Below are 24,827 nucleotides of genomic sequence, written 5' to 3'. Positions count from 1 at the left end.
GCTCCTTTGCCCATTTCTTCTGGTTGTGCCAGTGTTGCCCGCCGCGGTGCCGGAGACAGCGGCGCCCACCGGCAGGACTCATCGGTCGATGTGACCCCTACCCTATCTGCGGTGCCTGCGGAGTGCGGCAGGAGGCCCGGGCCGGTCGGCTAGGCCTCGTCGAGCAGCTCCGGGGTCACTGCCGATTCGGTGTCGGGGATGCCGAGATCCTTGGCGCGGCGGTCGGCCATGGACAGCAGTCGGCGGATGCGTCCGGCGACGGCGTCCTTCGTCATCGGGGGGTCGGCGAGCTGGCCCAGTTCCTCGAGGGAGGCCTGCCGGTGCTGGACGCGCAGGGCGCCCGCCGCGGCGAGGTGGTCGGGCACGTCGTCGCCGAGGATCGCCAGGGCTCGTTCGACGCGGGCGGCCGCAGCCACGGCGGCGCGCGCGGAGCGGCGCAGGTTGGCGTCGTCGAAGTTGGCGAGCCGGTTGGCGGTGGCGCGGACTTCGCGCCGCATCCGGCGCTCCTCCCAGGTCAGCCGGGTGTCCTGGGCGCCCATGTGGGTGAGCAGCGCACCGATGGCATCGCCGTCGCGCACGACGACCCGGTCGGCGCCGCGCACCTCGCGGGCCTTGGCGGCGATGCCGAGGCGGCGGGCGGCGCCGACGAGCGCGAGCGCCGCCTCGGGGCCGGGGCAGCTGACTTCGAGGGCGGAGGAGCGGCCCGGCTCGGTGAGCGAGCCGTGGGCGAGGAAGGCGCCGCGCCACGCGGCCTCGGCGTCGGCGATGCTGCCGCCGACGACGGGGGCGGGCAGGCCCCGGACCGGGCGGCCGCGCACGTCGAGCAGGCCGGTCTGGCGGGCGAGGGCCTCGCCCTCCTTGGCGACGCGCACCACGTACCGCGAGCTCTTGCGCAGGCCGCCGGCGCCGAGGACGTGCACCTCCGCCGAGTAGCCGTAGAGCTCGAAGATCTCGCGGCGCAACCGGCGGGCGATCGATCCGAGGTCCACCTCGGCCTCCACGACGACGCGGCCGCCGACGATGTGCAGCCCGCCGGCGAAGCGCAGGAGGGCGGACACCTCGGCCTTGCGGCTGCTGGTGCGGGTGACCGCCAGCCGGCTCAGCTCGTCCTTGACCTCCGCTGTCATTGCCACGTCGGGATCTCCCTTCCGTCCCGCTGCGCGAGATCCCGGGGGCGGGCCGCGTCGGGCAGGTGTCGTTCCAGGACCGCCGCCAGTTTGGCGGGATCGTGTCGGTGGGTGCCGGTCTCGGCGACGTCGGCGTAGACCACCCGGGCGCCGAATCCGGCGGCGGCCCGGCACAGGTGCTCGCGTTCGCGTCCTTCGGGTACCGACGCGGAGTCGACGACGACGTGGTCGACCCGGAAGTCGGGGGCGTGCTGGGCCAGCACGTGCAGGTGCCGCTCGGTGGAGAATCCGGCGGTCTCCCCCGGTTCGGCGGCGAGATTGAGCACCAGCACCTTGCGGGCGGGGGCGGCCACCAGCGCCTCGTGCAGCTCGGGGACGAGCACGTGCGGGATGACGCTCGAGAACCACGAGCCGGGCCCGAGCACGACGAGGTCGGCGGCGCCCACCGCGTCGAGCGCGTCGGGGCACGCCGGTGGGTCGGCCGGGATCAGCCGCACGCGCCGCACCTTGCCGGGGGTGGTGGCGACGGCGACCTGCCCGCGGATGATGCGGCTGGCGCGCGGGTCGGATTCGAGGCCGGACACGTCCGCCTCGATGTCGAGGGCGATCGGCGACATCGGCAGCACCCGGCCGCGCACCTGGAGTAGCTCGGCGACGCGGTCGAGGGCGGCCACGGGGTCACCGAGCACCTCGGTCAGTCCGGCCAGGATCAGGTTGCCGACCGAGTGGCCGGCCAGGGCGCCGGTGCCGCCGAACCGGTGCTGCACCGTCTCGGTCCAGGTGTGGATGTCGGGGGTGTCCGCGGCGAGCGCGGCCAGGGCCATGCGCAGGTCGCCGGGCGGGATGACGCCGAGTTCGGCGCGCAACCGGCCGGAGGAACCCCCGTCGTCGGCGACGGTGACGACGGCGGTGACGCGGTCGCTGAGCCGGCGCACGGCGCTGAGCGTGGCGTACAGGCCGTGGCCGCCGCCGAGGGCGACGATCGACGGTGCCGGCGCGGCGGCCTGCCCGCCGGGCCGGGGTGTGGGGGCCGCGGTGCCCGGGCCCGTCATTCGCGCCCCAGATCGCGGTGCGCGACGTGCACCGACAGCGTCGGGTCGGCTTCCAGGCGCGCGGCGAGGGCCTCGCTCATCGCCACGCTGCGGTGCTTGCCGCCGGTGCATCCCACCGCGATCGTCATGTAGCGCTTTCCCTCCCGGCGGTAACCGGCCGTGGTCAGTTCGAGCAGCCGATGATAGGTCTGCAGGTAGTCCTGGGCCCCGTCCCGGCTCAGCACGTAGTCGCGGACGTCGTCGTCCTGGCCGGTGTGCGGGCGCAGTTCCGGTACCCAGTGCGGGTTGGGCAGGAACCGCACGTCGCACACCACGTCCGCGTCCATCGGCAGACCGTACTTGAACCCGAAGGATTCGACGGTGACCCGGATCGAGTCGGCGTCGCCGTCCCCGAACGCGGAGTCGATCTTGCGGCGCAGTTCCGGGCCGGACAGCGACGAGGTGTCGACCACCAGGTCGGCGGCCGCCTTGACCGCGGCGAGCTGGGCGCGTTCGGCGGCGATGCCATCGGTGAGGGTGCGGTCGGCGGTGTCGGCCTGCAGCGGGTGGCTGCGCCGGACCTGTTCGAAGCGACGCACGAGAACCTCGTCGGTGGCCTCGAGGAACAGCACCCGGGTGCGCACGGGCCGGGCGGCCAGTTCGGTGACGACCCAGCCGAGGTCGCCGGTGAACAGGCGGCTGCGGACGTCCATGACCACGGCGAGGCGCTGCAGGGGCGGGTCGGCCTGCACCGCGAGATCGACCATCGAGGTGACCAGTTGCGGCGGCAGATTCTCGGCGACGAACCAGCCGAGATCCTCGAGTGCCGTCGCGGCGGTGCTCAGACCGGCCCCGGACAGGCCGGTGACCAGGGCGACCTCGGCCCGCGGGCGGAGGTCACCCTGCGGCCGGGGTCGAGGCTGCGCCGTCTCCGCCTGTTGCGTCACTGTTCCGTCTCCGTTCGTCCGCCCGACACGCCGACGGTGCCATCATCACTCACCGGCGTGTCCGGCGCAGCCTCACCCGCCGGCGTCGCCTGGGGGTCCGGGACGTCGCCGCGCAGTGCGTCCAGCACGGCGCGGGCGGTGGCGACGCCGATGCCCGGCACCTCGGTGATCTCCTCCACGCTCGCCTCCCGCAGCCGGGCCACCGACCCGAAGTGCGCGACGAGCGCGTTGCGCCGTGCCTGACCGAGCCCGCGAACCCCGTCGAGCGCGGACGCGGTCATCCGCCGGGACCGCTTGCTGCGGTGGTAGGTGATGGCGAAGCGGTGCGCCTCGTCGCGCACCCGCTGCAGCAGGTAGAGCGATTCGCTGGTGCGCGGCAGGATGACCGGATCGTCCTCCCCCGGCACCCACACCTCCTCGAGCCGTTTGGCCAGGCCGATCACGGCGACGTCGGTGACGCCGAGTTCGTCGAGCACCTCCGCCGCGGCGGCGACCTGCGGGGCACCGCCGTCGACGACGTACAGGTTCGGCGGGTACGCGAAGCGGCGGGGCCGCCCGGTGGCCGGGTCGAGCGCGGCTTCCGGGGCGAGGTCACCGCCGTCACCGCCGTCACCGCCGCGGGCCGCGACCGAGTCACCGCGGGCCGCGACCGAGTCACCGCGGGCCGCGACCGGGTCACCGCCGGCCCCGGCGAGGTCCCGGTTGTGCCGCAGGAACCGGCGCCGGGTCACCTCGGCGATGGAGGCGACGTCGTCGGAGCGTCCGTCGCCGGCGGCCTCGCGGATGGCGTAGTGGCGGTAGTCGGACTTGCGGGGCAGGCCGTCCTCGAACACCACCAGCGACGCCACGACGTCGGTGCCCTGCACGTGGCTGATGTCGACGCACTCGATCCGCAGAGGCGCCGAGTCCAGGTCGAGGGCCTCCTGGATGCCCTGCAGGGCGGCCGAGCGGGCGGTGAAGTCGCCGGCGCGGCGCAGCTTGTGCTGGGTCAGCGCCTCGTGCGCATTGCGCTGCACGGTCTCGGCGAGGGCCTTCTTGTCCCCGCGCTGCGGCACCCGCAGCCGCACCGGCCCCCCGCGCAGGGTGCCGAGCCAGCGGCTCATCTCCTCCGGGTCGGGCGGCAGGGCGGGCACGAGCACCTCCCGCGGCACCGCGCTGCCGGCCGGTTCGGCACCGGCCGCCGACAGGGCGGCCTCCTCGCCGTAGAACTGGGTGAGGAACTGCTCGACGAGCAGCGACACTTCCGGGTCGGCGCCGGACGCACCCGACGCGGTCTCGGGCCGGTCCACCACGTCCCCGGACTTCTCCACCACCCAGCCGCGCTGTCCGCGCACGCGGCCGCCGCGCACGTGGAACACCTGTACGGCCGCCTCGAGTTCGTCGCCGGCGAAGGCGACGAGGTCGGCGTCGGTGCCGTCGCCGAGCACCACCGCCTGCTTCTCCATGGCCCGGCGCAGCGCCCCGAGGTCGTCGCGCAGGCGCGCGGCGGTCTCGAAGTCGAGGTCCTCGGCCGCGGCCTGCATGCGCTGTTCGAGGTCGCGGACCAGTTTGTCGGTGCGGCCGGCGAGGAAGTCGCAGAAGTCCTCGACGATGCGCCGGTGCTCGTCGGCGTCGACGCGGCCCACGCACGGCGCCGAGCACTTGTCGATGTAGCCGAGCAGGCACGGGCGGCCGATCTGCGCGTGGCGCTTGAACACCCCGGCGGAGCAGGTGCGGGCCGGGAACACCCGCAGCAGCAGGTCCAGGGTCTCGCGGATGGCCCAGGCGTGGGAGTAGGGACCGAAGTACCGCACGCCCTTGCGGCGCGGCCCTCGGTAGACGAACAGCCGCGGGTAGTCCTCGTTCAGCGTCACCGCGAGCATCGGGTAGGTCTTGTCGTCGCGGTAGCGGACGTTGAAGCGCGGATCGAACTCCTTGATCCAGTTGTACTCGAGCTGGAGCGCCTCGACCTCGGTGCCCACCACGGTCCACTCGACGGACCCGGCGGTGGTCACCATCTGGCGGGTCCGCGGGTGCAGCGACGCGACGTCGGCGAAGTACGAGTTCAGCCGCGAACGCAGGCTCTTGGCCTTTCCGACGTAGACGACGCGGCCGTGCGGGTCGCGGAACTTGTACACCCCCGGCTCCAGCGGGATGGTGCCGGGGGCAGGGCGATAGGTCGAGGGGTCGGGCACGGGTCCAGGCTAGTCGGCTGCGCCGACACCCCCGCCGTAGCGCTGTTCGAGCTCGCGGAACGCGGTCAGTGCCGCGACGGCGTGCTCGCCGTCGCGGGCCTGTACCGCGACGACGGGCACGTACTCGTCCTGCGGCAGCTCGAGCCTCGGCCACGGCTTGCCCTGGGGGAAGCTCATGCCTCGCACCTGTTCCCAGCCGAACATCTTCTCGCCGAGGATGTTGCGGACCGCCACGCCGGCGGCTCCGGCCCGCAGCCGGGGCCGGGTCAGCAGCAGCACACCGCCGGAGACGACCACTCCCACGCAGACGATGGCGATCTGATCGGCGAGGCGCAGGTTCACGCCGGTGTCGCCGCCGGCGCGCAGCACGAGCGCGGCCCCGATGTGGCCGAGCATGAGCAGGACCGCCGCGACGATCGCCCACCGGGACATCTTGCGGCTGCGGACCTCGAGGTCCCAGACGGTGTCGGCGGCGGAGGTCACCGCGCGGTCCCGCGCAGCCGCCGCAGGGTCACGGCGGTGTCGAGGGCGGCGGCGCACGCCTGCCCGCCCTTGTCCTCGACGGAGCCGGGCAGTCCGGCCCGGTCGCGGGCCTGCTGCTCGTCGTTCGTGGTCAGGACGCCGTTGCCGACGGGGGTGCCCTCGTCCAAGGCGATGCGGGTCAGCCCGTAGGTGACCGCGTCGCACACGTACTCGAAGTGCGGGGTGCCGCCGCGGATCACGACGCCGAGGGCGACGACCGCGTCGTGGGTGCGGGCCAGCTGCTGGGCGACGACCGGCAGCTCGATCGCGCCGGCGACCCGTTCGACGGTGACGTCGGTGACGCCGGCCTGCTCGGCGACCCGGCGCGCCCCGGCGACGAGGGCCTCGGAGATCTCGGGGTGCCAGCGGCCGGCGACGATGGCCAGCCGCAACCCGGCCGCCTCGGACAGCTGCAGCTCGGGTAGTCCTTCGCCGCTCATCTACGCGTCCCCCGCCTCGTAGTCGTCGAGGCCGATCAGGTCGTGGCCCATGCGGTCCCGCTTGGTGCGCAGGTAGGTGATGTTCTCGGAGTTCGCGCGCAGCGGCATCGCCACCCGCTCGGTGATCTGCAGCCCGTAGCCGTCGAGGCCGACGCGCTTGGCGGGGTTGTTGGTGAGCAGCCGCATCGACGAGATACCCAGGTCCACCAGGATCTGCGCGCCGATGCCGTAGTCGCGGGCGTCGGCGGGCAGGCCGAGCTGCAGATTCGCGTCCACGGTGTCCGAGCCCGCGTCCTGCAGCTGGTAGGCCTGCAGCTTGTGCATCAGCCCGATGCCGCGGCCCTCGTGCCCGCGCATGTACAGCACCACGCCGCGGCCCTCCATGGCCACCATCTCGAGCGCGGCGTCGAGCTGCGGACCGCAGTCGCAGCGCAGCGAGCCGAACACGTCGCCGGTCAGGCACTCCGAGTGCACCCGCACGAGCACGTCGGCGCCCGCACCGTCGGGGCCGGGGATGTCGCCGAGCACCAGCGCGACGTGCTCGACCTCGTCGTAGACGCTCTGGTAGCCGACGGCGGTGAAGTCGCCGTGCCGGGTGGGGATGCGGGCCTCGGCGATGCGCACGACGTGCTTCTCGTGCTTGCGGCGCCAGGCGATCAGGTCGGCGATGGAGATCAGGGCCAGCTTGTGCTCGTCGGCGAAGACCCGCAGTTCCTCGGTCTGAGCCATGTGGCCCTCGTCCTTCTGCGAGACGATCTCGCAGATCACCCCGGCCGGACGCAGGTCGGCCATGCGGGCGAGGTCGACGGCGGCTTCGGTGTGGCCGGGCCGGCGCAGCACGCCGCCCTCCTTGGCGCGCAGCGGCACCACGTGCCCGGGGCGGGTGAAGTCCTGCGCGGTGCTGTTCGGATCGGCCAGCAGGCGCATCGTCGTGGCCCGGTCCGAGGCGGAGATGCCGGTGCCGATCCCTTCGCGGGCGTCGACGGTCACCGTGTAGGCGGTGCCGTGCTTGTCCTGGTTGGTCGAGTACATGGGGGGCAGGCCGAGGCGGTCGCAGTCCTCCCCGGCCAGCGGCACGCACAGGTACCCGGAGGTGTAGCGCACCATGAACGCCACGAGTTCGGGGGTGGCCTTCTCGGCCGCGAAGATGAGGTCGCCCTCGTTCTCGCGGTCCTCGTCGTCGACCACGACGACCGCCTTGCCGGCTGCGATATCGGCGATCGCGCGCTCGATGGTGTCGAACCTCGTCACTTGCGTGGGCTCCAAAATCTCGTGTACGGACAAACTGATTGCCGAGTTCAACAGTACGACTCAGCGGCCGGCGGCCTGCAGCCGCTCCACATACTTGGCGATGACGTCGACCTCGAGGTTGACGAGCGTGCCGGGCGCGGCACTGCCCAGGGTGGTCAGCGACAGCGTCGTCGGGATCAGGGAGATCTCGAACCACTCGTCACCGGGCGCCCCGCCGAGCGCGGAGACGGTCAGCGAGACCCCGTCCACGGTGATCGAGCCCTTGTGGACCACGTACCGGGACACGTCGGCCGGCAGCGAGATCCGCACCACGGTCCAGTTCTCCGACGGGGTGCGCGAGAGCACGGTGCCGGTGCCGTCGACATGCCCCTGGACCAGGTGCCCGCCGAGACGGCTGTTGAGCGCCGCGGCCCGCTCCAGGTTGACGCGGCTGCCGGGCGCGAGTTGCGACAGGCTCGATCGGTCGAGGGTCTCCTTCATCACGTCGGCGGTGAAGGAGTCACCGCCCTGGATGTCGACGACGGTCAGGCACACACCGTTGACGGCGATGGAGTCGCCGTGGCCGGCGTCGGAGGTCACCACGGGCCCGCGGACGGTGAACCGCGCCGCGTCGGCGAGGTCCTCCCGCGCGACGATCTCCCCCAGCTCCTCCACGATCCCGGTGAACACGTACCCGCTCCTTCACTCCCGGTCGGGGACCAGGGTCAGCAACACGTCGGCGCCGACGGTTTCGACGCGCTCCCGACGAAACCGTAGCGCCTCGGCGATCGTGCCCACGCCCGCGTCCCGTACGGCGGACGGTCCGGCCCCCAGCAGCACCGGCGCGAGGTAGGCCTGGACGCGGTCGACCCGGCCCGCGGCGAGGAACGCCCCGGCCAGGCGCGGGCCGCCCTCGAGCAGCACGTCCGCCCGGTCCGCGAGCGCGCCGAGCACCTCGTCGGGGTCGTGGGTGCGCAGCATCAGGGTCGGTGCGGCATCGTCGAGAACCCGTGCAGTCCTAGGGATTTCACTGCGGCCGACGACCACGCGGAGCGGCTGGTGCGGGGCGAGCGAGCCGTCCGGCTGCCGGGCGGTCAACCAGGGGTCGTCGGCGAGGACGGTGCCGGTGCCGACGACGATCGCGTCGAGGCGGGCCCGCTCGGCGTGCACGCGGGCGCGCGACTGCGGGCCGGAGATCCAGCGGCTCGTGCCGTCGGCCGCGGCGCTGCGCCCGTCCAGGCTCGCCGCGAACTTCCAGGTGACATGGGGACGTCCCGTGCGCTGGCGGTGCAGCCAGGCACGCAGCGCGCCCGCCTCGGCGAGGTCGGCGCCGAAGCCGCCGTGCACGCTCACCCCGGCGGCGCGCAGGGTCTGTGCGCCGCCGGCGGCGGGCGGATTCGGATCGGTCACCGCGTAGTAGACGGCGGCGACACCGGCACGCAGCAGCGCCTGCGCGCACGGCCCGGTGCGGCCGGTGTGGTTGCACGGCTCGAGGGTGACCACCGCGGTGCCACCGCGGGCCCGTTCCCCCGCCGCGGCCAGCGCCACGACCTCGGCGTGCGGCCCACCCGGCGGGCAGGTCGCCCCCACCCCGGCGACCCGCCCGGCCGCGTCGAGGATCACCGCGCCGACCGGCGGGTTGGGGGTGGTGGACCCGCGCACCGACTCGCCGGCGTCGAGCGCGAGGCGCAGGGCCGCGTCGAGCGGTGCGCCGCTCACCGCCGCCCCGCGCGGAGCGCCGCTCACGGGGCCAGGGTCAGATGCGGGGAGGCGTGGGCGGCCCGTTCGCGCAGCTTGCGCACCGCCTCGCCCGGGTCGTCGGCCCCGTACACGGCCGACCCGGCGACGAAGCAGTCGACACCCGCCTCGGCGGCCGCCTCGATGGTGTCGGCGTTGATGCCCCCGTCGATCTCGACGAGCAGGGTCAGCTCGCCGGCGTCGACGAGCCGGCGGATCGTGCGGGCCTTGTCGAGCACGTCCGGGATGAACGACTGGCCGCCGAAGCCGGGCTCGACGCTCATCACCAGCAGCGTGTCGAACTCCTTCAGGATCTCGAGGTACGGCTCGATCGGGGTGCCGGGCTTGACGCTCAGCCCGGCCCGCGCACCGGCGGCCCGGATGTCGCGGGCGACGGCGACGGGGTTGTCGGTGGCCTCGGCATGGAAGGTGACATTGTGCGCGCCCGCCTCGGCGTAGGGCGGCGCCCAGCGACCCGGATCCTCGATCATCAGGTGGCAGTCGAGCGGGATGTCGGTCGCCTTCAGCAACGACTGCACCACCGGAAGGCCGAGGGTCAGGTTGGGGACGAAGTGCGCGTCCATGACGTCGACGTGCAGCCAGTGCGCGTCGGCGACCGCGGCGGCCTCGTCGGCGAGCCGGGCGAAGTCCGCGGAGAGGATGGAGGGAGCGATCATCGGGTGGGCCACGTCCACCGAGTTTAACGGTCCCGGCGGCGGACTCTGCCGCGCGTCACGGTGCCTCCGCGGCCGGTGCGGGTTTTCATGACTTTCGGCCTCTGGTTCGGTGCGCTGGGCGATGCTTGAGTGGACGGTGGCGGGTCCGGAACCGCTGGGCCCGATGCGGCAGTGGGGAGCGAGAATGGCCACGCACACGGTGTGGGTTCGACCGATCGGCGACGTGGGCGCGGAGGACGCGCCGACCGTGGGCGGCAAGTCCGCGAACCTCGGGGAGATGACCCGCGCCGGGTTCCCCGTGCCGCCTGCCTTCGCGATCACCACCGCCGCCTATCTCGATTCGATGGCCGCGGCGGGGGTGCGCGACCGGCTGCGCGCCGAGGCCGTTCCGGCCCCCGACATCGACGACGCGACGCTGATCCGCACCTCCGCGGAACTGGCGGCGCTGGTGACCGAGGCCACGGTGCCCGACGACATCCGCGCGGACATCGTCGCCGCCTACGAGAAGCTGGGCGTGGACGTGCCGGTGGCGGTGCGGTCCTCCGCGCCCGCCGAGGACGCCGCGGACACCTCGTTCGCGGGAATCCACGAGTCGTACACCAACATCGTCGGCGCCGACGCGGTGGTGCGTGCCGTGCAGGCGTGCTGGGCGTCGTTGTGGTCCGAACGCGCCCGGACCTACCGGGGACTGCGCGGGGTGACCGACGAGCCGTCCATCGCCGTCGTGGTGCAGGTGATGGTGCGCTCGGAATCGTCGGGGGTGGCGTTCACGGCCGACCCGCGCACCGGTGAGCTCGATCGCATCGTCGTCGAGGCCGCCCTCGGTCTGGGCGAGGTCGTCGTCGGCGGGCAGGTCGAGCCCGACACCTACGTCGTCGCCAAGGACGGCTTCACGGTGCTCGATGTGCATCTCGGGCATCAGGAGTTCCAGATCGCCTCCACCGACACCGGCGACAGCCGCGTCGCGGTCGATTCGTCGCGGCAGACCCGCGTCCTCGACGAAGGGCAGCTCGAGAAGGTCGCGCGGCTCGCCGCGGGTGTCGAGCAGCACTACGGCCGGCCGCAGGACCTCGAGTTCGCGTTCGCCGAGGGTGAGCTGTGGATCGTGCAGACCCGCCCGATCACCACCCTGGGGATGCCTGCCGCCGCGGCGGCGTCGGGCAACGGGCAGGCGGCGCCGCTGCTGACCGGGCTCGGTGCCGGTCCCGGCCGGGCGACCGGTCGGGTCCGGGTGCTGCACGAGCTGGTCGACGGCAAGCGCCTGAGCGATGGGGAGATCCTCGTGGCCCCGATGACGCGGCCCGACTGGCTGCCGATCCTGCGCCGGGCCGGCGGCATCGTCACCGACGGCGGCGGCATCACCTGTCATGCCGCGATCGTCGGCCGCGAACTCGGCAAACCCGTCGTCGTGGGCGCCCGCACCGCGACGCAGGACCTGCAGGACGGCCAGTTGATCACCGTGGACGGCGACGCCGGCGTCGTGTTCGACGGGGAGGTCCGCGCGGAGCGGCCGGCCGCGGCGCAGACCGCCGCTCCGGCGGCCGCCGCACCCGCTTCGGCCGTCACCGCGACGGCGGTGTACGTCAATCTCGCCACCCCGGACGCCGCGCAGGCCGTCGCCGACACCGACGTCGACGGGGTGGGGCTGCTGCGAGCGGAGTTCATGATCACCGAGGCGCTCGCCGGGGAGCATCCCGCCTACATGATCGCGCAGGGCCGACGCGAGGAGTACGTGTCGAAGATGGCCGACGGCGTCGCGCGGATCGCGGCGGCCTTCGCGCCGCGTCCGGTGGTGTATCGAGCGATCGACCTGCGCAGCAACGAGTTCGCGAACCTGAAGGGCGGCGAGACGGAGCCGGACGAGGAGAACCCGATGATCGGGTACCGCGGCTGCTTCCGCTACGTGCGCGACCCCGAGCTGTTCTCGCTCGACCTCGACGTCCTGCACCGCGTGCGCGCGCAGCATCCCAACGTGCACCTGATGATTCCGTTCGTGCGCACCCGCTGGGAGCTGGAGGAGTGCCTGGCCCAGCTCGACGCGCACCCGCTCGGCTCCGATCGGCGGATGCTGCGCTGGATCATGGCCGAGGTCCCGTCGGTGGTGTACTGGTTGCCCGAGTACGCGAAGCTCGGCATCCACGGGGTGTCGATCGGCAGCAACGACCTGACCCAGCTCGTGCTCGGTGTCGACCGTGACTCCGAGGTGTGCAAGGACCTGTTCGACACGCTCGACCCGGCGGTGCTGGACGCGATCGACCACATCATCGAACGGGCGTCGGCGGCCGGCCTGACCACGTCGCTGTGCGGGCAGGCCGTCTCCACCAGCACCGAGCTCGCCGAGCATCTCGTGCGGCGGGGCATCACGTCGGTGTCGGTGACGCCGGACGCGGCCGCCCAGACCCGGCGCACGGTGGCGCGGGCCGAGCAGCGGATCGTTCTGGACCGCGCCCGGCACGAGCACTGACGGCCGCGTCCCTCCCGGGCGTCACCGCTGACGCGCGAGGACGTCGAACCGTTCGACGTCCTCGCGCCGGCAGACCTGGCTGCCGGGGGTGAGCAGCGCCGCCGAGCCGGCGGCGATGCCCAGTGCCAGGGCGTCGCGCAGGGGCCGGCCCCGCAGCAGGCCCACGACCAGTCCGGCGACCATGCTGTCACCCGCCCCGACGGCGCTGCGCACGGGTACGTCCAACGCTTTCAGCCGGGCGGTGGTGTCGGCGGAGACGAGCAGTGCCCCGTCCGGCCCGAGCGAGACCACCACGATCTCGGCGATCCCGGCGTCGACGAGTTCGTGGGCGGCGGCGGACTGTTCGTGCGGGGTGCGCAGTTCCCGGCCCACCCATTCGCGCAGCTCTCGCAGACTCGGTTTGACCAGGTGCACGCCCGACTTGATGCGGCGCAGTGCGTCCCCCGACGAGTCGAGGACGAAGCGGGCACCGGCATCGGTGGCCGCGTCGGCCACCCGCTGGACGAACTCACCCGGCACGCCCGGCGGCAGGCTGCCGCTGGCGACGACGTACCGTGCGCCGGTGGCGGTCTCGACGAGCAGGTCCAGGCACCGTTCCTGATCCCGCACGCTCAGCTCCGGGCCGGGCAGCACGAACCGGTACTCCTGGCCGGTGCTGCGCTCGATCGCCGTGAACGACTCCCGGGTCATGCCGTCGATGTCGATGCGCCGGCTGTCGACACCGCCGCCGGACAGCAGCGCCGAGAGCGTGTCCCCGGTCGGACCGCCGGCCGGGTACACCGCTCCGGCCGAGACACCGAGCACCCCGGCGACCTTCGCGACGTTGATCCCCCCGCCGCCGGCCTCCAGTCGCGGCGCCTCGCAGCGCAGTTTGCTGGTGGGCCGCACCTGCTCGGTGTAGGTGGTCACGTCGAGTGCCGGATTCATGGTCAAGGTGACGATGTCGGGCACGACGTGCCTCCTGCCGGGAGCGGTCGGGTCGCGTCCGACCGTATCCGAGCGCAGGCCGATTCTCCCGGCGTTCGCGCGGCGACCTCGCCGATCAGCTCGCCGGGGCGCGCAGCGCGGCCATGAACATCGCGTCGGTGCCGTGCCGGTGCGGCCACAGCTGCACGGCCGGACCGTCGCCGAGACGCGGCACGCCGGGCACGAGCTCACGCGTGTCGAGCTGCTCGACGTTGTGCCGCCGGACAGCGTCGGCCACGACGGCGAGGGTCTCGGAGGTGTGCGGCGAGCACGTCGCGTACAGCACCACCCCGCCCGGCCGCAGCAGCCCGATCGCCGAGGCGAGGAGCTGCTTCTGCAACCGCACCAGCTCGGCGACGTCGCCGGGGTTGCGGCGCCACCGTGATTCGGGCCGGCGACGCAGGGCGCCGAGCCCGGTGCACGGCGCGTCGACCAGGATGCGGTCGTAGCCGGGCTCCAGGCCGGGCTCGCGGCCGTCGGCGACGTGCACCGTGACCGGGAGTCCGCGGGTGGACTTGCGGATCAGTTCGGCGCGGTGCTCGACCGGTTCGACGGCGTCGACGGTGCCGCCGTCGATGTCCGCGAGCGCGCCGAGCAGCGCGGCCTTGCCGCCGGGACCGGCACACAGGTCCAGCCACCGACCCCGATCGGGTCCGCCCAGCGGGGCGAGGGTGAGCGCCCGCGCCACCAGCTGACTGCCCTCGTCCTGCACCGCGGCCATGCCCTCGCGCACGGCGTCGAGCTTGCCGGGATCACCGCCGGCGTCGAGATGCACGGCGTAGGGCGACCAGGGTCCGATCTCGCCACCGGTGGCCAGCGCGAGTTCCTCCGCGGTGATCACCCCCGGCCGGGCCACCAGGTGCACCACCGGCCGGGCGTCGTCCGCCGCGAGCACCTCCTCGAGCTCCCCGGCGTCCGGGCCGAGCGCGACCGCGAAGGCCTTCGCGATCCACTCCGGATGCGCATACCGGAAGGCCAGGTGTCCCACCGGGTCGCGAGCCGGGTCGGGGGCGAGCTCGGCGACCCATTGTTCCTCGGGCTTCTCCGCGACGCGGCGCAGCACCGCATTGACGAATCCGGACTTGCCGTGGCCGAATTCGCCACGGACGATGTCGACGCTCGTCGCGACGGCCGCGTGCGGGGCGATGCGGGTCCGCAGCAGCTGGTAGGTGCCCAACCGCAGGGTGTCCAGCAGCGCCCCGTCGATCTCGGTGACGGCCCGGTTGGCGCACGCGGCGATCACGGCGTCGAGCAGGCCCTGGGCGCGGGCGGCGCCGTAGGTCAGCTCGGTGGCCAGGGCGGCGTCGCGCCCGTCGAGTCGCCGCTCGCGCAGCAGCGCCGGCAGCACCAGGTTGGCGTAGGCGTCACGCTCCCGGACCGCGCGCAGCACGTCCCGGGCCGCGAGCCGCGCCGGGTCGAGGCCGGCCTCGGCGGGCGACGGCCGGCGGGCCTGCCGGGGCTTGTTGTTGCGGTCGCCGGGCCCGCGGCGGGAGCGGCGGGCGGGGCGGCGGGACTCGGTCACTGGGCACGTACCTCCGGGTCGAGGCGGGCGCCGCGAACCCAGTCCGCGGCCGCCATTGTCTTCTTACCGGGCGGCTGGACCTGCCCGAGTCGCACGGCGGTGCTGCCGGTGCCGACCAGGACACCGTCCTTGCGGGGCAGGATCTGCCCGGGCGCGAGGGTCTCGTCGGTGCCGGTCACGGGGCCGAGCTTCACGCGCAGGTCACCGATCATCGTCCAGGCGCCGGGTGCGGGCGTGACCGACCGGATGTGGCGGTCGACGAGGTGCGCGGGACGGTCCCAGCTCACCCGCGCCGACTCGACGGTGACCTTCGGGGCGTGCGAGACGCCGTCCGGGGGCTGGGGCACCGCGGTGAGCACCCCGTCCTCGAGGCCGTCGAGGGTGGATTCGAGCAGCGCGGCACCGGAGTCGGCGAGCCGGCCGAGCAGAGCTCCCGCGGTGTCGTCGGGCCGGATCGTCTCGGTGACCACCCCATAGACCGGGCCGGTGTCCAGGCCCGCCTCGAGCCGGAACGTGCTCGCGCCGGTCACCTCGTCCCCCGCAGCGAGTGCGGCTTGGACGGGCGCGGCACCACGCCAGGCGGGCAGCAGCGAGAAGTGCAGGTTCACCCAGCCGAACTTCGGGATGTCGAGCACCGGCTGCGGGATGAGCGCGCCGTAGGCGACGACCGGGCAGCAGTCGGGGGCGAGTTCGGTCAACCGGGCGACGAAGTCGGGATCGCGGGGCCGCGCCGGGGTGAGCACCTCGATGCCGTGTTCGTCGGCCAGCCGGCCCACCGCCGACCGGACGGTGCGCCGCCCGCGGCCGGCGGTGGTGTCGGGCCGGGTCACCACCGCGACCACCTCGTGGCGCGGGGACTCGAGCAGGCGGCGCAGTGACGGTACGGCCGGTTCGGGCGTCCCGGCGAACACCAGCCGCACGTCAGCGGCCCGTCCGGGGGCGAGAGGCGAGGCACCGGCCCCGGGACGAGGACCGTGCTGGGCCGACCGAACTGTTCACGAATGCTGCTCCCGGATGTCGACGACGAAACGTGCCCTCAGTCTAGGGACCGCGCCGGCCGACGGTGACGGCCGTCCGCGAACGCGGCGGGACGGTCCCCGCCCGACGAATCGCGCGACCGCCGCGTCGCGTCGATAGGCTGAGCCGATGGCAGAGACTCGAGATCGGATGGAGCGTTCCGTCCGCACGCGATCGGCGGATCCGGCGGGCGTGCCCTGGCCGGCCGTGCGGGAGCAGGACGTGGTCCTCGTCGACACGACGTGGGGCGAGCTGCAGCCCCTGCAGTGCGCGCCCGGCGTGGTGACGGTCGGCGAGCTGGAGCTGACCGAGCTGGTGGCGAACGGAGCCCTGCTCGTCGACACCCGGGTCCCGGACTCGCGCAAGGGCAGGTCCATTCCGGGCGCGGTCAATCTGCCGCACGACCGGATCACGGAGCTGCGGGACCGGCTCGATCCGTCCCGGCTGTCGATTCTGTTCTGCAACGGTCCGCAGTGTCCGCAGTCCCCGATGGCGATCCGGGAGCTGCTCGAGGCGGGGTATCCGGCGTCCGCGCTGGCGTACTACCGAGGGGGCCTGCACGACTGGGTGACGTTGGCGATGCCGCTGGAGCAGGTGGGCTGACCTGCGGGGCGCGCCGGTCGTGTCGGCGCGTCTCCCAGGCCCGGGCGGCCAGGGCGGCGAGCCCGACGTAGCCCCAGCCGAGCAGCACGTCGACCACGTAGTGTTCGCCGCCGTAGACGAGGGTGAAGGCCATGGCGAGCGGGAACGCCACCAGCAGCGCCCGCATCCAGGTGCGCCGCGCGATCGGCCACAGCGCGACGGTGACGAGCAACGCGAACGCCGAGTGCAGCGACGGCAGCGCGGCAACCGGGTTGCCCTGGGCCTCGAGCCAGCGGGTGCCGACGTCGATCGGCACGACACCGAAACCGAATCCGGTGACCCGGCCGACTCCTTCCGGCAGGACGCCCACCTCGGAGGCGTACCACGGCGGCGCCGCGGGCACCAGGATGTAGGTGAGCAGCCCGAAGTAGGACAGGAGCAGCACCCGTCGCATGTATCCGGCCCAGCGCGACCGCGAGTACAGGTACAGCAGGGCCGCGAGCAACCACGGCACGAGGAAGTGGCTGGTGTAGACGACCGCGGTGATCATCGTCCAGCCGGGCCGCTCGCCGTCCGCGCCGAGCAGACGCTCCTGCAGCCACACCGTCGGGATCGTGCCGCCGAACAGCCAGCTCTCGACGGCGGCCGGTTCGTGCACCCGGACGGGCAGGCCGAGTTCGTCGGCGATGCCGCGGGTGTGGTCGTAGACGACGAGCGCCCCGACCAGGGGCAGCCAGTCGACGACAACGCGCAGGTGCCCGCGCCACGGCCGGTCGATCGCGAAGGCGATCAGTCCGGCGACGATCCAGGCGGCCTGGTACAGCCGGTCGGCGGGGATGCCGTGGGTGACGACGGTCCCGACCAGCGCAGCGAGATACCCGCACCGCGCGGCCACCCGGGCGTACTGCCGCGGCGGCACGAGCTGCGGCGCCCGCAGCGCCGCGCGACCGGGAAGGAACGGGGTGTTCACCGCTACCTCCCTCCCGCGTGACCGGCCCGGACGACCGGGCACGCACCGCCTGCATACCCATGATCGGGGCACCGGGACGCTCCCGGGGGCGGATCGGGTCAGGAGTTGCTCTCGATGATCAGTTCGGGGATGCCCGTGCCGAGCGGCACCGGGACGCATTCGCCGAGGGCATACCGTTCGGGGTCGAGGGCGTGCCGGATCACGGTGAGCGAGAACGGGTCGTACACCATGTTGAAGTGCCCGGTCTGGTCCTGGGGGCACAGGTCCTGGATGGTCAGGTTGACCGCCCCGGGCCCGCGCAGCGCGACGTTGGTGGACGGCTGGATGACCTCGTCGACGCGGGATCCGATGGTGGTGTACCGGACGCCGGGAACGGTGTCGACGGGGGTGTTGAGTTCGGTGAGCAGTTCCGAGCCCTGCAGTTGCTGGACGAGGGCCACCGAGAGGAAGGCCTCGGCCGCGCCGGTGGCACCGGGCGCGGCAGCAGCCGCGGTACCCAGTCCGTAGAAGGTGCCGCCGTAGCTGGGTGAGGCCACACCCACCCAGCGTTCCACGACGGCCGAGCCGCCCAGCCGGTTGACGTAGTACCGCGCGACGGTCGCACCCTGCGAGTAGCCGACCAGGTCGACCTCGCCGGCACCGGTGCCGGCACGGACCCGCTCGACGAACGCGCCCAGCTGCGCGGCGCTGACCCGGATGTCGCCGGTGCCGTATTCGTCGGCGCCGTCGGCCTTGCCGTAGTCGAGGGCGAACACGCACCAGCCGGCCTCGGCGAGCATCGGTGCGACCGCAGCCCAGTCCGAGTAGGAGTTGGAGTCGGTGCCGTGGGCGAGCACCACCGGTCGTGGATGGTCCGGGGACGGTACGCACCCGAAGTCGTTCGATCGCGCCGGCGCCGTTCCGGGATGTTCCTCGGCGTAGCCGGCGGCCTGGGCGTGGGTGGTGGCCACCGGTCCGGGGGCGACGGGCACGGACGCCGACGAGCCCGGCGCGGGTGCGGCGGTGACGGTCGCGGCGCCGGTGACGGCCGCGACGGCCGCCGCGATACCGGCCAGCGCGCCGGCAATCCTGCGTGCCCCGTTCACGGCCCCTCCCTCCGGCTCGCCCGCAGCCGGGCTCCGTCACCAGGATCGACCCCCACCCCTGTGACCTATCGTGACACAGTTGCGCCCCGCCGGCATGCCATCTTTCCGCAGGTGACGGGAGGGTTTTGCCTGCCCTGCCCCCGGGGTGTCCCTCCGCGCGGACCCGGGGGCCGGGGGGCGTCACCCGACGCGCAGCGGATCGATCTGCACCCGCAACGCTCCCTCGGCGCGGCGGGCGCTGCGCGCTGCCTGCGCCTCGCGCAGGGCGCGGCCGAGCGCGAGACCCCGGCCGCGCGGCACCCGGATCACCATGCGCTGCACCTCGTCGGGCTCGGGGTCGTCGGCCCCGAACGGCGGCCGCTCCCCCGGCGGCAACGGCACCGGTCCGAGTACCTCCGCCTCCGGTGGGAGCGTCGCGGCCGCGAGCAGGTCGGCGACCGCGGCCGCGGTGCCGTCGACCGCGGCCATGTGCACCGCGGGCGGGAAGCCGACCTCGGCGCGTTCGGCGAGCTGGGACTGCGCGTGCCCGATCGGGTCCCAGCGCACCAGTGCCTGCACGGTGGGGATGCCGGCGTCGGCGACCACGACGACCTGGCCGCCGTCGGCGAAGGGCCGCACCAGCGACGACGCGGTGAGCCAGCGACGCATCGTTTCCTCGGCGGCCCGCAGGTCGGCGCGGCCGAGCAGGGCCCACCCGTCGAGCAGCAGGGCCGCGCCGTACCCCCCGGCGGTGACGGGTTCGGCGCCCACTGTGGCCACGACGAGCGCGGGTCCGGCCGGGGCGGTGGCCTTGACCTCCGTCCCACCGGAGGTGACCACCGGGACACCGGGGAACGCGCGACCGAGTTCCTCGGCGGTCCGCCCGGCGCCGACGACGACGGCGCGCAGGGCGCGGGCACCGCACGCGTGGCAGCGGTGGGTGGCGTCGGCGATGCCGCACCAGCGGCAGGCGGGGGTCGCGGTGCCGTCCGGCCCGGCGGCCTGCGGCAACGCGAGCGGGCCGTTGCAGTGCCGGCAGCGGGCCGGGGTCCGGCATTTGGCGCACGCGAGCGCGGGCACGTAGCCGCGGCGGGGCACCTGCACGAGCACCCCGCGGTCGGCGCCGAGGGCGGCACGGGCGGCGGCGAAGGCGATGGCCGGCAGCCGGGCGGCACGCGCGGCGGGGTCGCGGGCCAGGGCCTGGTCGCTGTCGGCGAGGGCGGTGATCTTGGGGGCGCGGGCGCGGACGACGTCGCGGGGGGCGGCGAGGTCGTGGGCCCACCCGGTGTCGACGAGGGCCTGGGTCTCGGCGGTGCGGGCGTGCCCGGCCAGGACGACGGCGGCGCCGGTGGCGTGCGCCCGCAGCAGCGCCACCTCTCGGGCGTGCGGGTACGGCGCGCGGGGCTCGGAGTGCAGGTCGTCGCCGTCGTCCCACACCACGAGCAGGCCGAGGGCGGGGGTGGGAGCGAACACGGCGGCCCGGGTGCCGACGACGATGCGGGCGGTTCCGCGCAACGCCGCGAGCCAGCGCCGGTAGCGCACGGCCGGACCGAGCCCGGCGGCGAGCCCGACGACGCAGTCGGCGCCGGCGAGGTCGGTGCAGGCCGTCACGACGCGGTCGAGGTCGCGCTGGTCGGGCACCACGAGCACCGCGGCGTGGCCGGTGGCGGCGACCGACGCCGCGAGTTCGGCCAAACGACGCGGCCAGTCCTCGCCGGGCAGGGCCTGCCAGGCCGCGCGGGGGGCGCGGCCGGCGGCGAGGGCGTCGAGGAAGTTCTCGCCGTGCCGGTATCGGGACCAGGCGGTCCGGTCGATCTCCAGTGCCGTGGGGGGCGGGGCGGGTGGCGGGTCCTCCGCCTCGACCCGGGCGTGCCGCGGTGGCACGGCGAGGCGCAGCACGTCGGCTCGGGTGCCGGCGTAGCGGGCGGCGACGGCGTCGGCGAGCGCGGCGATCTCCGGGGTCAGCACGACCTCGGGTGAGACGACCCGGTCGAGCCAGCCGAGCCGGCCGGTGTGCTCGCTGGTCGCCGCGCGGGACAGCAGGAAGCCGTCGACGAGCCTGCCGGCGAACCGGACGCGCACCCGCACGCCCGGCCGCGCCTCGGCATCGAACTCCCGCGGGATCAGATAGTCGAACTCGCGGTCGAGGTGGGGCAGCGGCAGCAGCGGCAGGATCCGCGCCACCGGATCCGTCTCGGCCGCGGTCCTGTCGGTGGCCACCCGGACCGTCGAGGGTCCGGGTTACAGACCGGCGGCGGCGCGCAGCTTCTCGGCCCGGTCGGTGTTCTCCCACGGCAGGTCGATGTCGGTGCGGCCGAAGTGCCCGTACGCGGCGGTCTGCGCGTAGATCGGCCGCAGCAGGTCCAGGTCCCGGATGATCGCACCCGGTCGCAGGTCGAACACCTCGGTGATCGCCTGCTGGATCCGCGCCGGGTCGGTCTTCTCGGTGCCGAACGTCTCGACGAACAGCCCCACCGGGGCGGCCTTGCCGATGGCGTAGGCCACCTGTACCTCGAGCCGGCCGGCCAGCCCCGCCGCCACGGCGGTCTTGGCGACCCAGCGCATCGCGTACGCGGCCGAGCGGTCCACCTTCGACGGGTCCTTGCCCGAGAACGCGCCACCGCCGTGCCGGGCCATGCCGCCGTAGGTGTCGACGATGATCTTGCGGCCGGTCAGGCCTGCATCCCCCATCGGACCGCCGAGGACGAACGACCCGGACGGGTTCACCAGCAACCGCAGGCCGGTGGTGTCGAGGCCTGCCAGGCTCGGGTCCGCCAGTACCGCCTCGACGACGTGGGTGCGCAGATCCGGGGTGAGCAGGTTGTTCAGGTCGATGTCCGCCGCGTGCTGGGTGGAGATCACCACCGTGTCCAACCGGACCGGGCGGTCGCCGTCGTACTCGATGGTGACCTGGGTCTTGCCGTCCGGCCGCAGGTACGGCAGCACCCCGGTCTTGCGGACCTCGGTGAGCCGGCGCGAGAGCCGGTGCGCCAGCGCGATCGGCAGCGGCATCAGTTCCGGGGTGTCCGAGCAGGCGTAGCCGAACATCAGGCCCTGGTCACCGGCGCCTTGACGGGCCACCTCGTCGTCGGTGAGCACCCCGGTGCGAGCCTCGTGCGAGACGTCGACGCCGCCGGCGATCTCCGGGGACTGCGCACCGATGGCGATGTTGACCCCGCAGGAGTTGCCGTCGAAACCCTTCGAGGAGGAGTCGTAGCCGATCTCGAGGACCCGGTCCCGCACAATCTTCGGGATGTCCGCGTAGGCCGAGGTGGTGACCTCCCCGACCACGTGCACCTGCCCGGTGGTCACCAGGGTCTCGACCGCGACGCGGGCGCGGGGGTCTTCGGTGAGCAGCGCGTCGAGGACGGAGTCGCTGATCGCGTCACAGATCTTGTCCGGGTGTCCCTCCGTCACGGACTCACTGGTGAAAAGCCGACCGCCGGTCTTGCTCACGGAACTCCCTCTCGACTGGTTGTGTCTAGCTCGAACGGACGAACTGATGTCAACGATATGGGCGACGCTACTGTTCCGGTCGCGCCGACGCGAGACTTTCGCTCACGGGCGCGCCGCCCCCCGGGTCACGGGCGTACCGCCCCCCGGGTCACGGGCGTACCGCCCCGAGGTCACGGGCGCGCCGCCCCCGAGGTCACGACCGGTTCTGCGCCAGCAGCGGACCCAGCGCGTCGAGGACGCGGCTGGCCATCAGCGCCTTGGAGCCGTGCGCGAGGGCGGTCTCGGAACCGTCCGCCGCCAGCAGCCACCCGTCGTTGTGGTCGACCTCGAACGCCTTCCCCTCGCCGACGGCGTTGACGACCAGCAGATCGCAGCCCTTGCGGGCCAGTTTGGCGCGGGCGTGGGTGAGGACGTCGCCCTCGGCGTCACCGGTCTCGGCGGCGAAGCCGACGATGACGGTGCTCGCCGGCAGCGTGCCCTCGGTGCGGGCGGCGACCAGCCCGGCGAGAATGTCCTCGTTCTTGGTCAGCGCGATCGCCTCCGGCTCGCCCGCACCCTTCTTGATCTTGCTGGTGGCGAAGGTGCTGGGCCGGAAGTCGGCGACGGCGGCGGACATGACGACGGCGTCCGCACCGGCGGCGTGCTTGGTGACCGCGGCCTGCATCTGGGCGGCGGTCTGGACCCGCACGACCTCCACCGCGGCGGGATCGGCCAGGCCGGCCACCGCTCCCGCGACGAGGGTGACGTCGGCGCCGCGCTGGGCGGCGAGCCGGGCGAGGGCATAGCCCTGCTTGCCGGAGCTGCGGTTGCCGAGGAACCGCACCGGGTCCAGTGGTTCGCGGGTGCCGCCGGCGGAGACGACGATGCGCCGCCCGGTCAGATCCCGCGGCAACGCGTCCGGTCGTTCGAGCAGCAGCGACGCCAGTCCGAAGATCTCCTCGGGCTCGGGGAGCCGGCCGGCGCCGGTGTCGTGCCCGGTGAGCCGGCCGGAGGCCGGCTCGACGACGACGGCGCCGCGGCGGCGGAGCGTGGCGACGTTGTCCACCGTCGCCGGGTGCTCCCACATCTCGGTGTGCATCGCAGGCGCGAACACGACCGGGCACCGCGCGGTGAGCAGTGTGGCGGTGAGCAGGTCGTCGGCGCGGCCGTGGGCGGCGCGGGCCATCAGGTCGGCGGTGGCGGGGGCGACGACCACCAGGTCGGCCTCCTGCCCGAGCCGCACGTGCGGAACCTGCGGCACGTCGGCGAAGACGCCGGTGTGCACTGGGTTGCCGGACAAGGCCTCGAAGGTGGCCCGGCCGACGAACTCGAGCGCCGAATCCGTCGGGATGACCCGTACGTGGTGTCCACTTTCGGTGAACGCCCGGATCAGCGCGCAGGCCTTGTAGGCGGCGATGCCGCCGCCGACGCCGACGACGATGCGGCGGCGCTGCCCGAATTCCGAATGGTCCGCGGTGCCCGCGGCGCGCTGACTCACTCGCCTTCGGCGTGCTCGAGCAGGTCTGCGTGGATCTCCCGCAGCGCGATCGACAGCGGCTTCTCCTGCAGGCCGGGCTCGACGAGCGGGCCGACGTACTCGAGGATGCCGTCGCCGAGCTGGTTGTAGTAGTCGTTGATCTGCCGGGCACGCTTGGCCGCGTAGATCACCAGGGCGTACTTCGAGGAGGTGCGCTCGAGCAGCTCGTCGATGGGCGGGTTGGTGATGCCCAGCGGGGTGTCGTAGGCCGGCAGGTCGTGGCCGGCGGTGTCGGACACGGCTGCTTGGGTGCTGCTCACTCGGTGTTCTCCTGTGTCGTTCCGGAGCTCTGGTGGGGCTCGGGATTCGGGGTCGAGGCGGGGAATGTCGTGATCGGCTGCGGACGGTCGGAGGGATCGTCGCGGGGGCCGACCAACAAGGATACCAATTCGTCGCAGGCGCGGTCGACGTCCTCGTTGACGATCACGGTGTCGAACTCCTCGCGGGCGTCGAGTTCGGTCCGGGCGGTCTCTAGCCGGCGACGGACCACCTCGTCCGATTCGGTGCCGCGGCCGGTGAGGCGGGCGACCAGCACATCCCAGCTCGGCGGCGCCAGGAAGGCCAGCACGGCCTCCGGCATGGCGGCGCGGACGGAGCGGGCCCCGGTCAGATCCACTTCGACGAGCACGGGCCGTCCCGAGGCGAGCGCGTCCCGCACGGGACCGGCGGGGGTGCCCGAGCGTTGCAGCCCGCCGTGGATCTCCGCCCACTCGAGCAGGTCCCCGGACTCGATCATCCGATCGAACTCGTCGCGGCTGACGAAGTGGTAGTCCACCCCGTTCACCTCGCCGGGCCGGGGAGCGCGGGTGGTGGCCGACACGCTGAACAGCAGGTCGGGCACCCGGCTGCGGAGCCGGCGGACGACGGTCGACTTCCCGACGGCGGAGGGGCCGGCCAGCACCACCAGCCGGCCCCTCCGCGTCGTGGAACCGCTGTCCGACACGGTGTGTGCGTCAGCTACCACCGGTCGCTCAGGCGTCGAAGTCGAACCTGGCGAGCAGCGCCTTGCGCTGACGGTCACCCAGACCGCGCAGGCGGCGCGTCGGGGCGATCTCGAGTTCGGTCATGATCTCCTGCGCCTTGACCTTGCCGACCTTCGGCAGGGCCTCGAGCAGGGCGGACACCTTCATCTTGCCGAGGATCTCGTCGTTCTCGGCATCGGCCAGGACCTGCTTGAGGTCGGTGCCGCCGCGCTTCAGGCGGTCCTTGAGCTCAGCCCGGGCGCGACGGGCAGCAGCCGCCTTCTCCAGAGCAGCGGCGCGCTGCTCGTCGGTCAGCTGGGGAAGGGCCACGGTTCCTCCGTCTCATCGTTGGCAATCAGTCTCATCCGCCGGTTAACCAGCGGCGATAGCGACCGTACTCACGCCGGACGACGATTGCGAACC

At 73.6% G+C, this 24,827-nt stretch carries 22 protein-coding genes and 1 pseudogene; 2 read left to right on the top strand and 21 right to left on the bottom strand.

What is annotated here, in order from left to right:
* Positions 1 to 149: 149 nt before the first annotated feature.
* The 10 genes from whiA to rpe all read right to left on the bottom strand — a co-directional run bounded on the left by whiA (position 150) and on the right by rpe (position 9,897).
* Positions 150 to 1,127 carry a DNA-binding protein WhiA gene (gene whiA, locus AC2IPW_RS12070; RefSeq protein WP_193788773.1) on the bottom strand — a complete coding sequence of 326 codons (978 nt, stop codon included), beginning with the start codon at positions 1,125 to 1,127 and terminating at the stop codon, positions 150 to 152.
* Positions 1,124 to 2,179, bottom strand: a complete 1,056-nt coding sequence (locus AC2IPW_RS12065) for a gluconeogenesis factor YvcK family protein (RefSeq protein WP_486376900.1) — start codon at positions 2,177 to 2,179, stop codon at positions 1,124 to 1,126. Before AC2IPW_RS12065 ends, whiA begins: the two co-directional genes overlap by 4 nt.
* Positions 2,176 to 3,030, bottom strand: a complete 855-nt coding sequence (gene rapZ, locus AC2IPW_RS12060; RefSeq protein ID WP_193788772.1) for an RNase adapter RapZ — start codon at positions 3,028 to 3,030, stop codon at positions 2,176 to 2,178. Before rapZ ends, AC2IPW_RS12065 begins: the two co-directional genes overlap by 4 nt.
* Before the next feature lie 71 nt (positions 3,031 to 3,101).
* The gene (gene uvrC, locus AC2IPW_RS12055; protein ID WP_486376899.1) at positions 3,102 to 5,279 is read right to left on the bottom strand and encodes an excinuclease ABC subunit UvrC; all 2,178 of its coding nucleotides are present in this window, start codon (positions 5,277 to 5,279) and stop codon (positions 3,102 to 3,104) included.
* 9 nt (positions 5,280 to 5,288) lie between these two features.
* On the bottom strand, positions 5,289 to 5,762 hold the full coding sequence (locus AC2IPW_RS12050) for a PH domain-containing protein (protein WP_003939463.1): 474 nt from the start codon (positions 5,760 to 5,762) through the stop codon (positions 5,289 to 5,291).
* On the bottom strand, positions 5,759 to 6,241 hold the full coding sequence (gene ribH / locus AC2IPW_RS12045) for a 6,7-dimethyl-8-ribityllumazine synthase (RefSeq protein ID WP_416063534.1): 483 nt from the start codon (positions 6,239 to 6,241) through the stop codon (positions 5,759 to 5,761). The genes AC2IPW_RS12050 and ribH overlap by 4 nt, the downstream gene beginning before the upstream one ends.
* On the bottom strand, positions 6,242 to 7,492 hold the full coding sequence (locus AC2IPW_RS12040) for a bifunctional 3,4-dihydroxy-2-butanone-4-phosphate synthase/GTP cyclohydrolase II (protein ID WP_003939461.1): 1,251 nt from the start codon (positions 7,490 to 7,492) through the stop codon (positions 6,242 to 6,244).
* 60 nt (positions 7,493 to 7,552) lie between these two features.
* Positions 7,553 to 8,161 (bottom strand): riboflavin synthase, encoded by a 609-nt coding sequence (locus tag AC2IPW_RS12035; RefSeq protein ID WP_003939460.1) that lies wholly within the window; start codon positions 8,159 to 8,161, stop codon positions 7,553 to 7,555.
* Between the two features lie 12 nt (positions 8,162 to 8,173).
* Positions 8,174 to 9,217, bottom strand: coding sequence for a bifunctional diaminohydroxyphosphoribosylaminopyrimidine deaminase/5-amino-6-(5-phosphoribosylamino)uracil reductase RibD (gene ribD / locus AC2IPW_RS12030; protein WP_486376898.1), 1,044 nt, complete (start codon positions 9,215 to 9,217; stop codon positions 8,174 to 8,176).
* Positions 9,214 to 9,897 carry a ribulose-phosphate 3-epimerase gene (gene rpe / locus AC2IPW_RS12025; protein ID WP_450121906.1) on the bottom strand — a complete coding sequence of 228 codons (684 nt, stop codon included), beginning with the start codon at positions 9,895 to 9,897 and terminating at the stop codon, positions 9,214 to 9,216. Before rpe ends, ribD begins: the two co-directional genes overlap by 4 nt.
* A 172-nt stretch (positions 9,898 to 10,069) precedes the next feature.
* Here rpe and ppsA point away from each other — a divergent pair, with 172 nt between their 5' ends.
* Positions 10,070 to 12,349, top strand: a complete 2,280-nt coding sequence (ppsA, locus tag AC2IPW_RS12020) for a phosphoenolpyruvate synthase (RefSeq protein WP_450121905.1) — start codon at positions 10,070 to 10,072, stop codon at positions 12,347 to 12,349.
* Positions 12,350 to 12,370: 21 nt separating this feature from the next.
* Here ppsA and AC2IPW_RS12015 read toward each other — a convergent pair whose 3' ends face one another.
* From AC2IPW_RS12015 to fmt, 3 genes are all read right to left on the bottom strand, one after another.
* A complete protein-coding gene (locus AC2IPW_RS12015; protein ID WP_003939456.1) occupies positions 12,371 to 13,300 on the bottom strand; it encodes a 1-phosphofructokinase family hexose kinase in 930 nt (309 codons plus the stop codon).
* 91 nt (positions 13,301 to 13,391) lie between these two features.
* On the bottom strand, positions 13,392 to 14,837 hold the full coding sequence (locus AC2IPW_RS12010; protein WP_289380736.1) for an RsmB/NOP family class I SAM-dependent RNA methyltransferase: 1,446 nt from the start codon (positions 14,835 to 14,837) through the stop codon (positions 13,392 to 13,394).
* Positions 14,834 to 15,757 carry a methionyl-tRNA formyltransferase gene (gene fmt / locus AC2IPW_RS12005; RefSeq protein WP_289380737.1) on the bottom strand — a complete coding sequence of 308 codons (924 nt, stop codon included), beginning with the start codon at positions 15,755 to 15,757 and terminating at the stop codon, positions 14,834 to 14,836. The genes AC2IPW_RS12010 and fmt overlap by 4 nt, the downstream gene beginning before the upstream one ends.
* A 226-nt stretch (positions 15,758 to 15,983) precedes the next feature.
* On the opposite strand from fmt, the pseudogene AC2IPW_RS12000 reads away from it, so the two are divergent.
* Positions 15,984 to 16,364, top strand: a pseudogene (locus AC2IPW_RS12000) (rhodanese-like domain-containing protein); the annotation flags it as partial.
* Here AC2IPW_RS12000 and AC2IPW_RS11995 read toward each other — a convergent pair.
* The 8 genes from AC2IPW_RS11995 to mihF all read right to left on the bottom strand — a co-directional run bounded on the left by AC2IPW_RS11995 (position 16,264) and on the right by mihF (position 24,734).
* Positions 16,264 to 17,406, bottom strand: coding sequence for a phosphatase PAP2 family protein (locus AC2IPW_RS11995; RefSeq protein ID WP_486376897.1), 1,143 nt, complete (start codon positions 17,404 to 17,406; stop codon positions 16,264 to 16,266). The pseudogene AC2IPW_RS12000 and the gene AC2IPW_RS11995 overlap by 101 nt on opposite strands.
* A gap of 98 nt (positions 17,407 to 17,504) precedes the next feature.
* A complete protein-coding gene (locus AC2IPW_RS11990) occupies positions 17,505 to 18,491 on the bottom strand; it encodes an esterase/lipase family protein (protein WP_486376896.1) in 987 nt (328 codons plus the stop codon).
* Between the two features lie 180 nt (positions 18,492 to 18,671).
* Positions 18,672 to 20,690 (bottom strand): primosomal protein N', encoded by a 2,019-nt coding sequence (locus tag AC2IPW_RS11985; protein ID WP_486376895.1) that lies wholly within the window; start codon positions 20,688 to 20,690, stop codon positions 18,672 to 18,674.
* Between the two features lie 21 nt (positions 20,691 to 20,711).
* Complete coding sequence (gene metK, locus AC2IPW_RS11980; protein WP_003935404.1) at positions 20,712 to 21,926, bottom strand: methionine adenosyltransferase; 1,215 nt, start codon at positions 21,924 to 21,926, stop codon at positions 20,712 to 20,714.
* A 193-nt stretch (positions 21,927 to 22,119) separates the two neighbouring features.
* Positions 22,120 to 23,403 (bottom strand): bifunctional phosphopantothenoylcysteine decarboxylase/phosphopantothenate--cysteine ligase CoaBC, encoded by a 1,284-nt coding sequence (coaBC, locus tag AC2IPW_RS11975; RefSeq protein ID WP_289380740.1) that lies wholly within the window; start codon positions 23,401 to 23,403, stop codon positions 22,120 to 22,122.
* A complete protein-coding gene (gene rpoZ, locus AC2IPW_RS11970) occupies positions 23,400 to 23,702 on the bottom strand; it encodes a DNA-directed RNA polymerase subunit omega (protein ID WP_003935406.1) in 303 nt (100 codons plus the stop codon). Before rpoZ ends, coaBC begins: the two co-directional genes overlap by 4 nt.
* On the bottom strand, positions 23,699 to 24,346 hold the full coding sequence (gmk, locus tag AC2IPW_RS11965; protein ID WP_289380749.1) for a guanylate kinase: 648 nt from the start codon (positions 24,344 to 24,346) through the stop codon (positions 23,699 to 23,701). The genes rpoZ and gmk overlap by 4 nt, the downstream gene beginning before the upstream one ends.
* Positions 24,347 to 24,413: 67 nt before the next feature.
* Positions 24,414 to 24,734 carry an integration host factor, actinobacterial type gene (gene mihF / locus AC2IPW_RS11960; protein ID WP_003935409.1) on the bottom strand — a complete coding sequence of 107 codons (321 nt, stop codon included), beginning with the start codon at positions 24,732 to 24,734 and terminating at the stop codon, positions 24,414 to 24,416.
* Positions 24,735 to 24,827: the final 93 nt, after the last annotated feature.

It is taken from the genome of Rhodococcus sp. NS-SX18 (assembly GCF_057367935.1).
The sequence above is the reverse complement of the archived record's forward strand: the minus strand, read 5'-3'. Positions and strand labels throughout refer to the sequence as shown.

What these genes read in the sequence shown, in the direction of transcription:
- whiA (WP_193788773.1), bottom strand. Translation starts at nt 1,127, where the DNA reads ATGACAGCGGAGGTCAAGGACGAGCTGAGCCGGCTGGCGGTCACCCGC.
- AC2IPW_RS12065 (WP_486376900.1), bottom strand. Translation starts at nt 2,179, where the DNA reads ATGACGGGCCCGGGCACCGCGGCCCCCACACCCCGGCCCGGCGGGCAG.
- ribH (WP_416063534.1), bottom strand. Translation starts at nt 6,241, where the DNA reads ATGAGCGGCGAAGGACTACCCGAGCTGCAGCTGTCCGAGGCGGCCGGG.
- ppsA (WP_450121905.1), top strand. Translation starts at nt 10,070, where the DNA reads ATGGCCACGCACACGGTGTGGGTTCGACCGATCGGCGACGTGGGCGCG.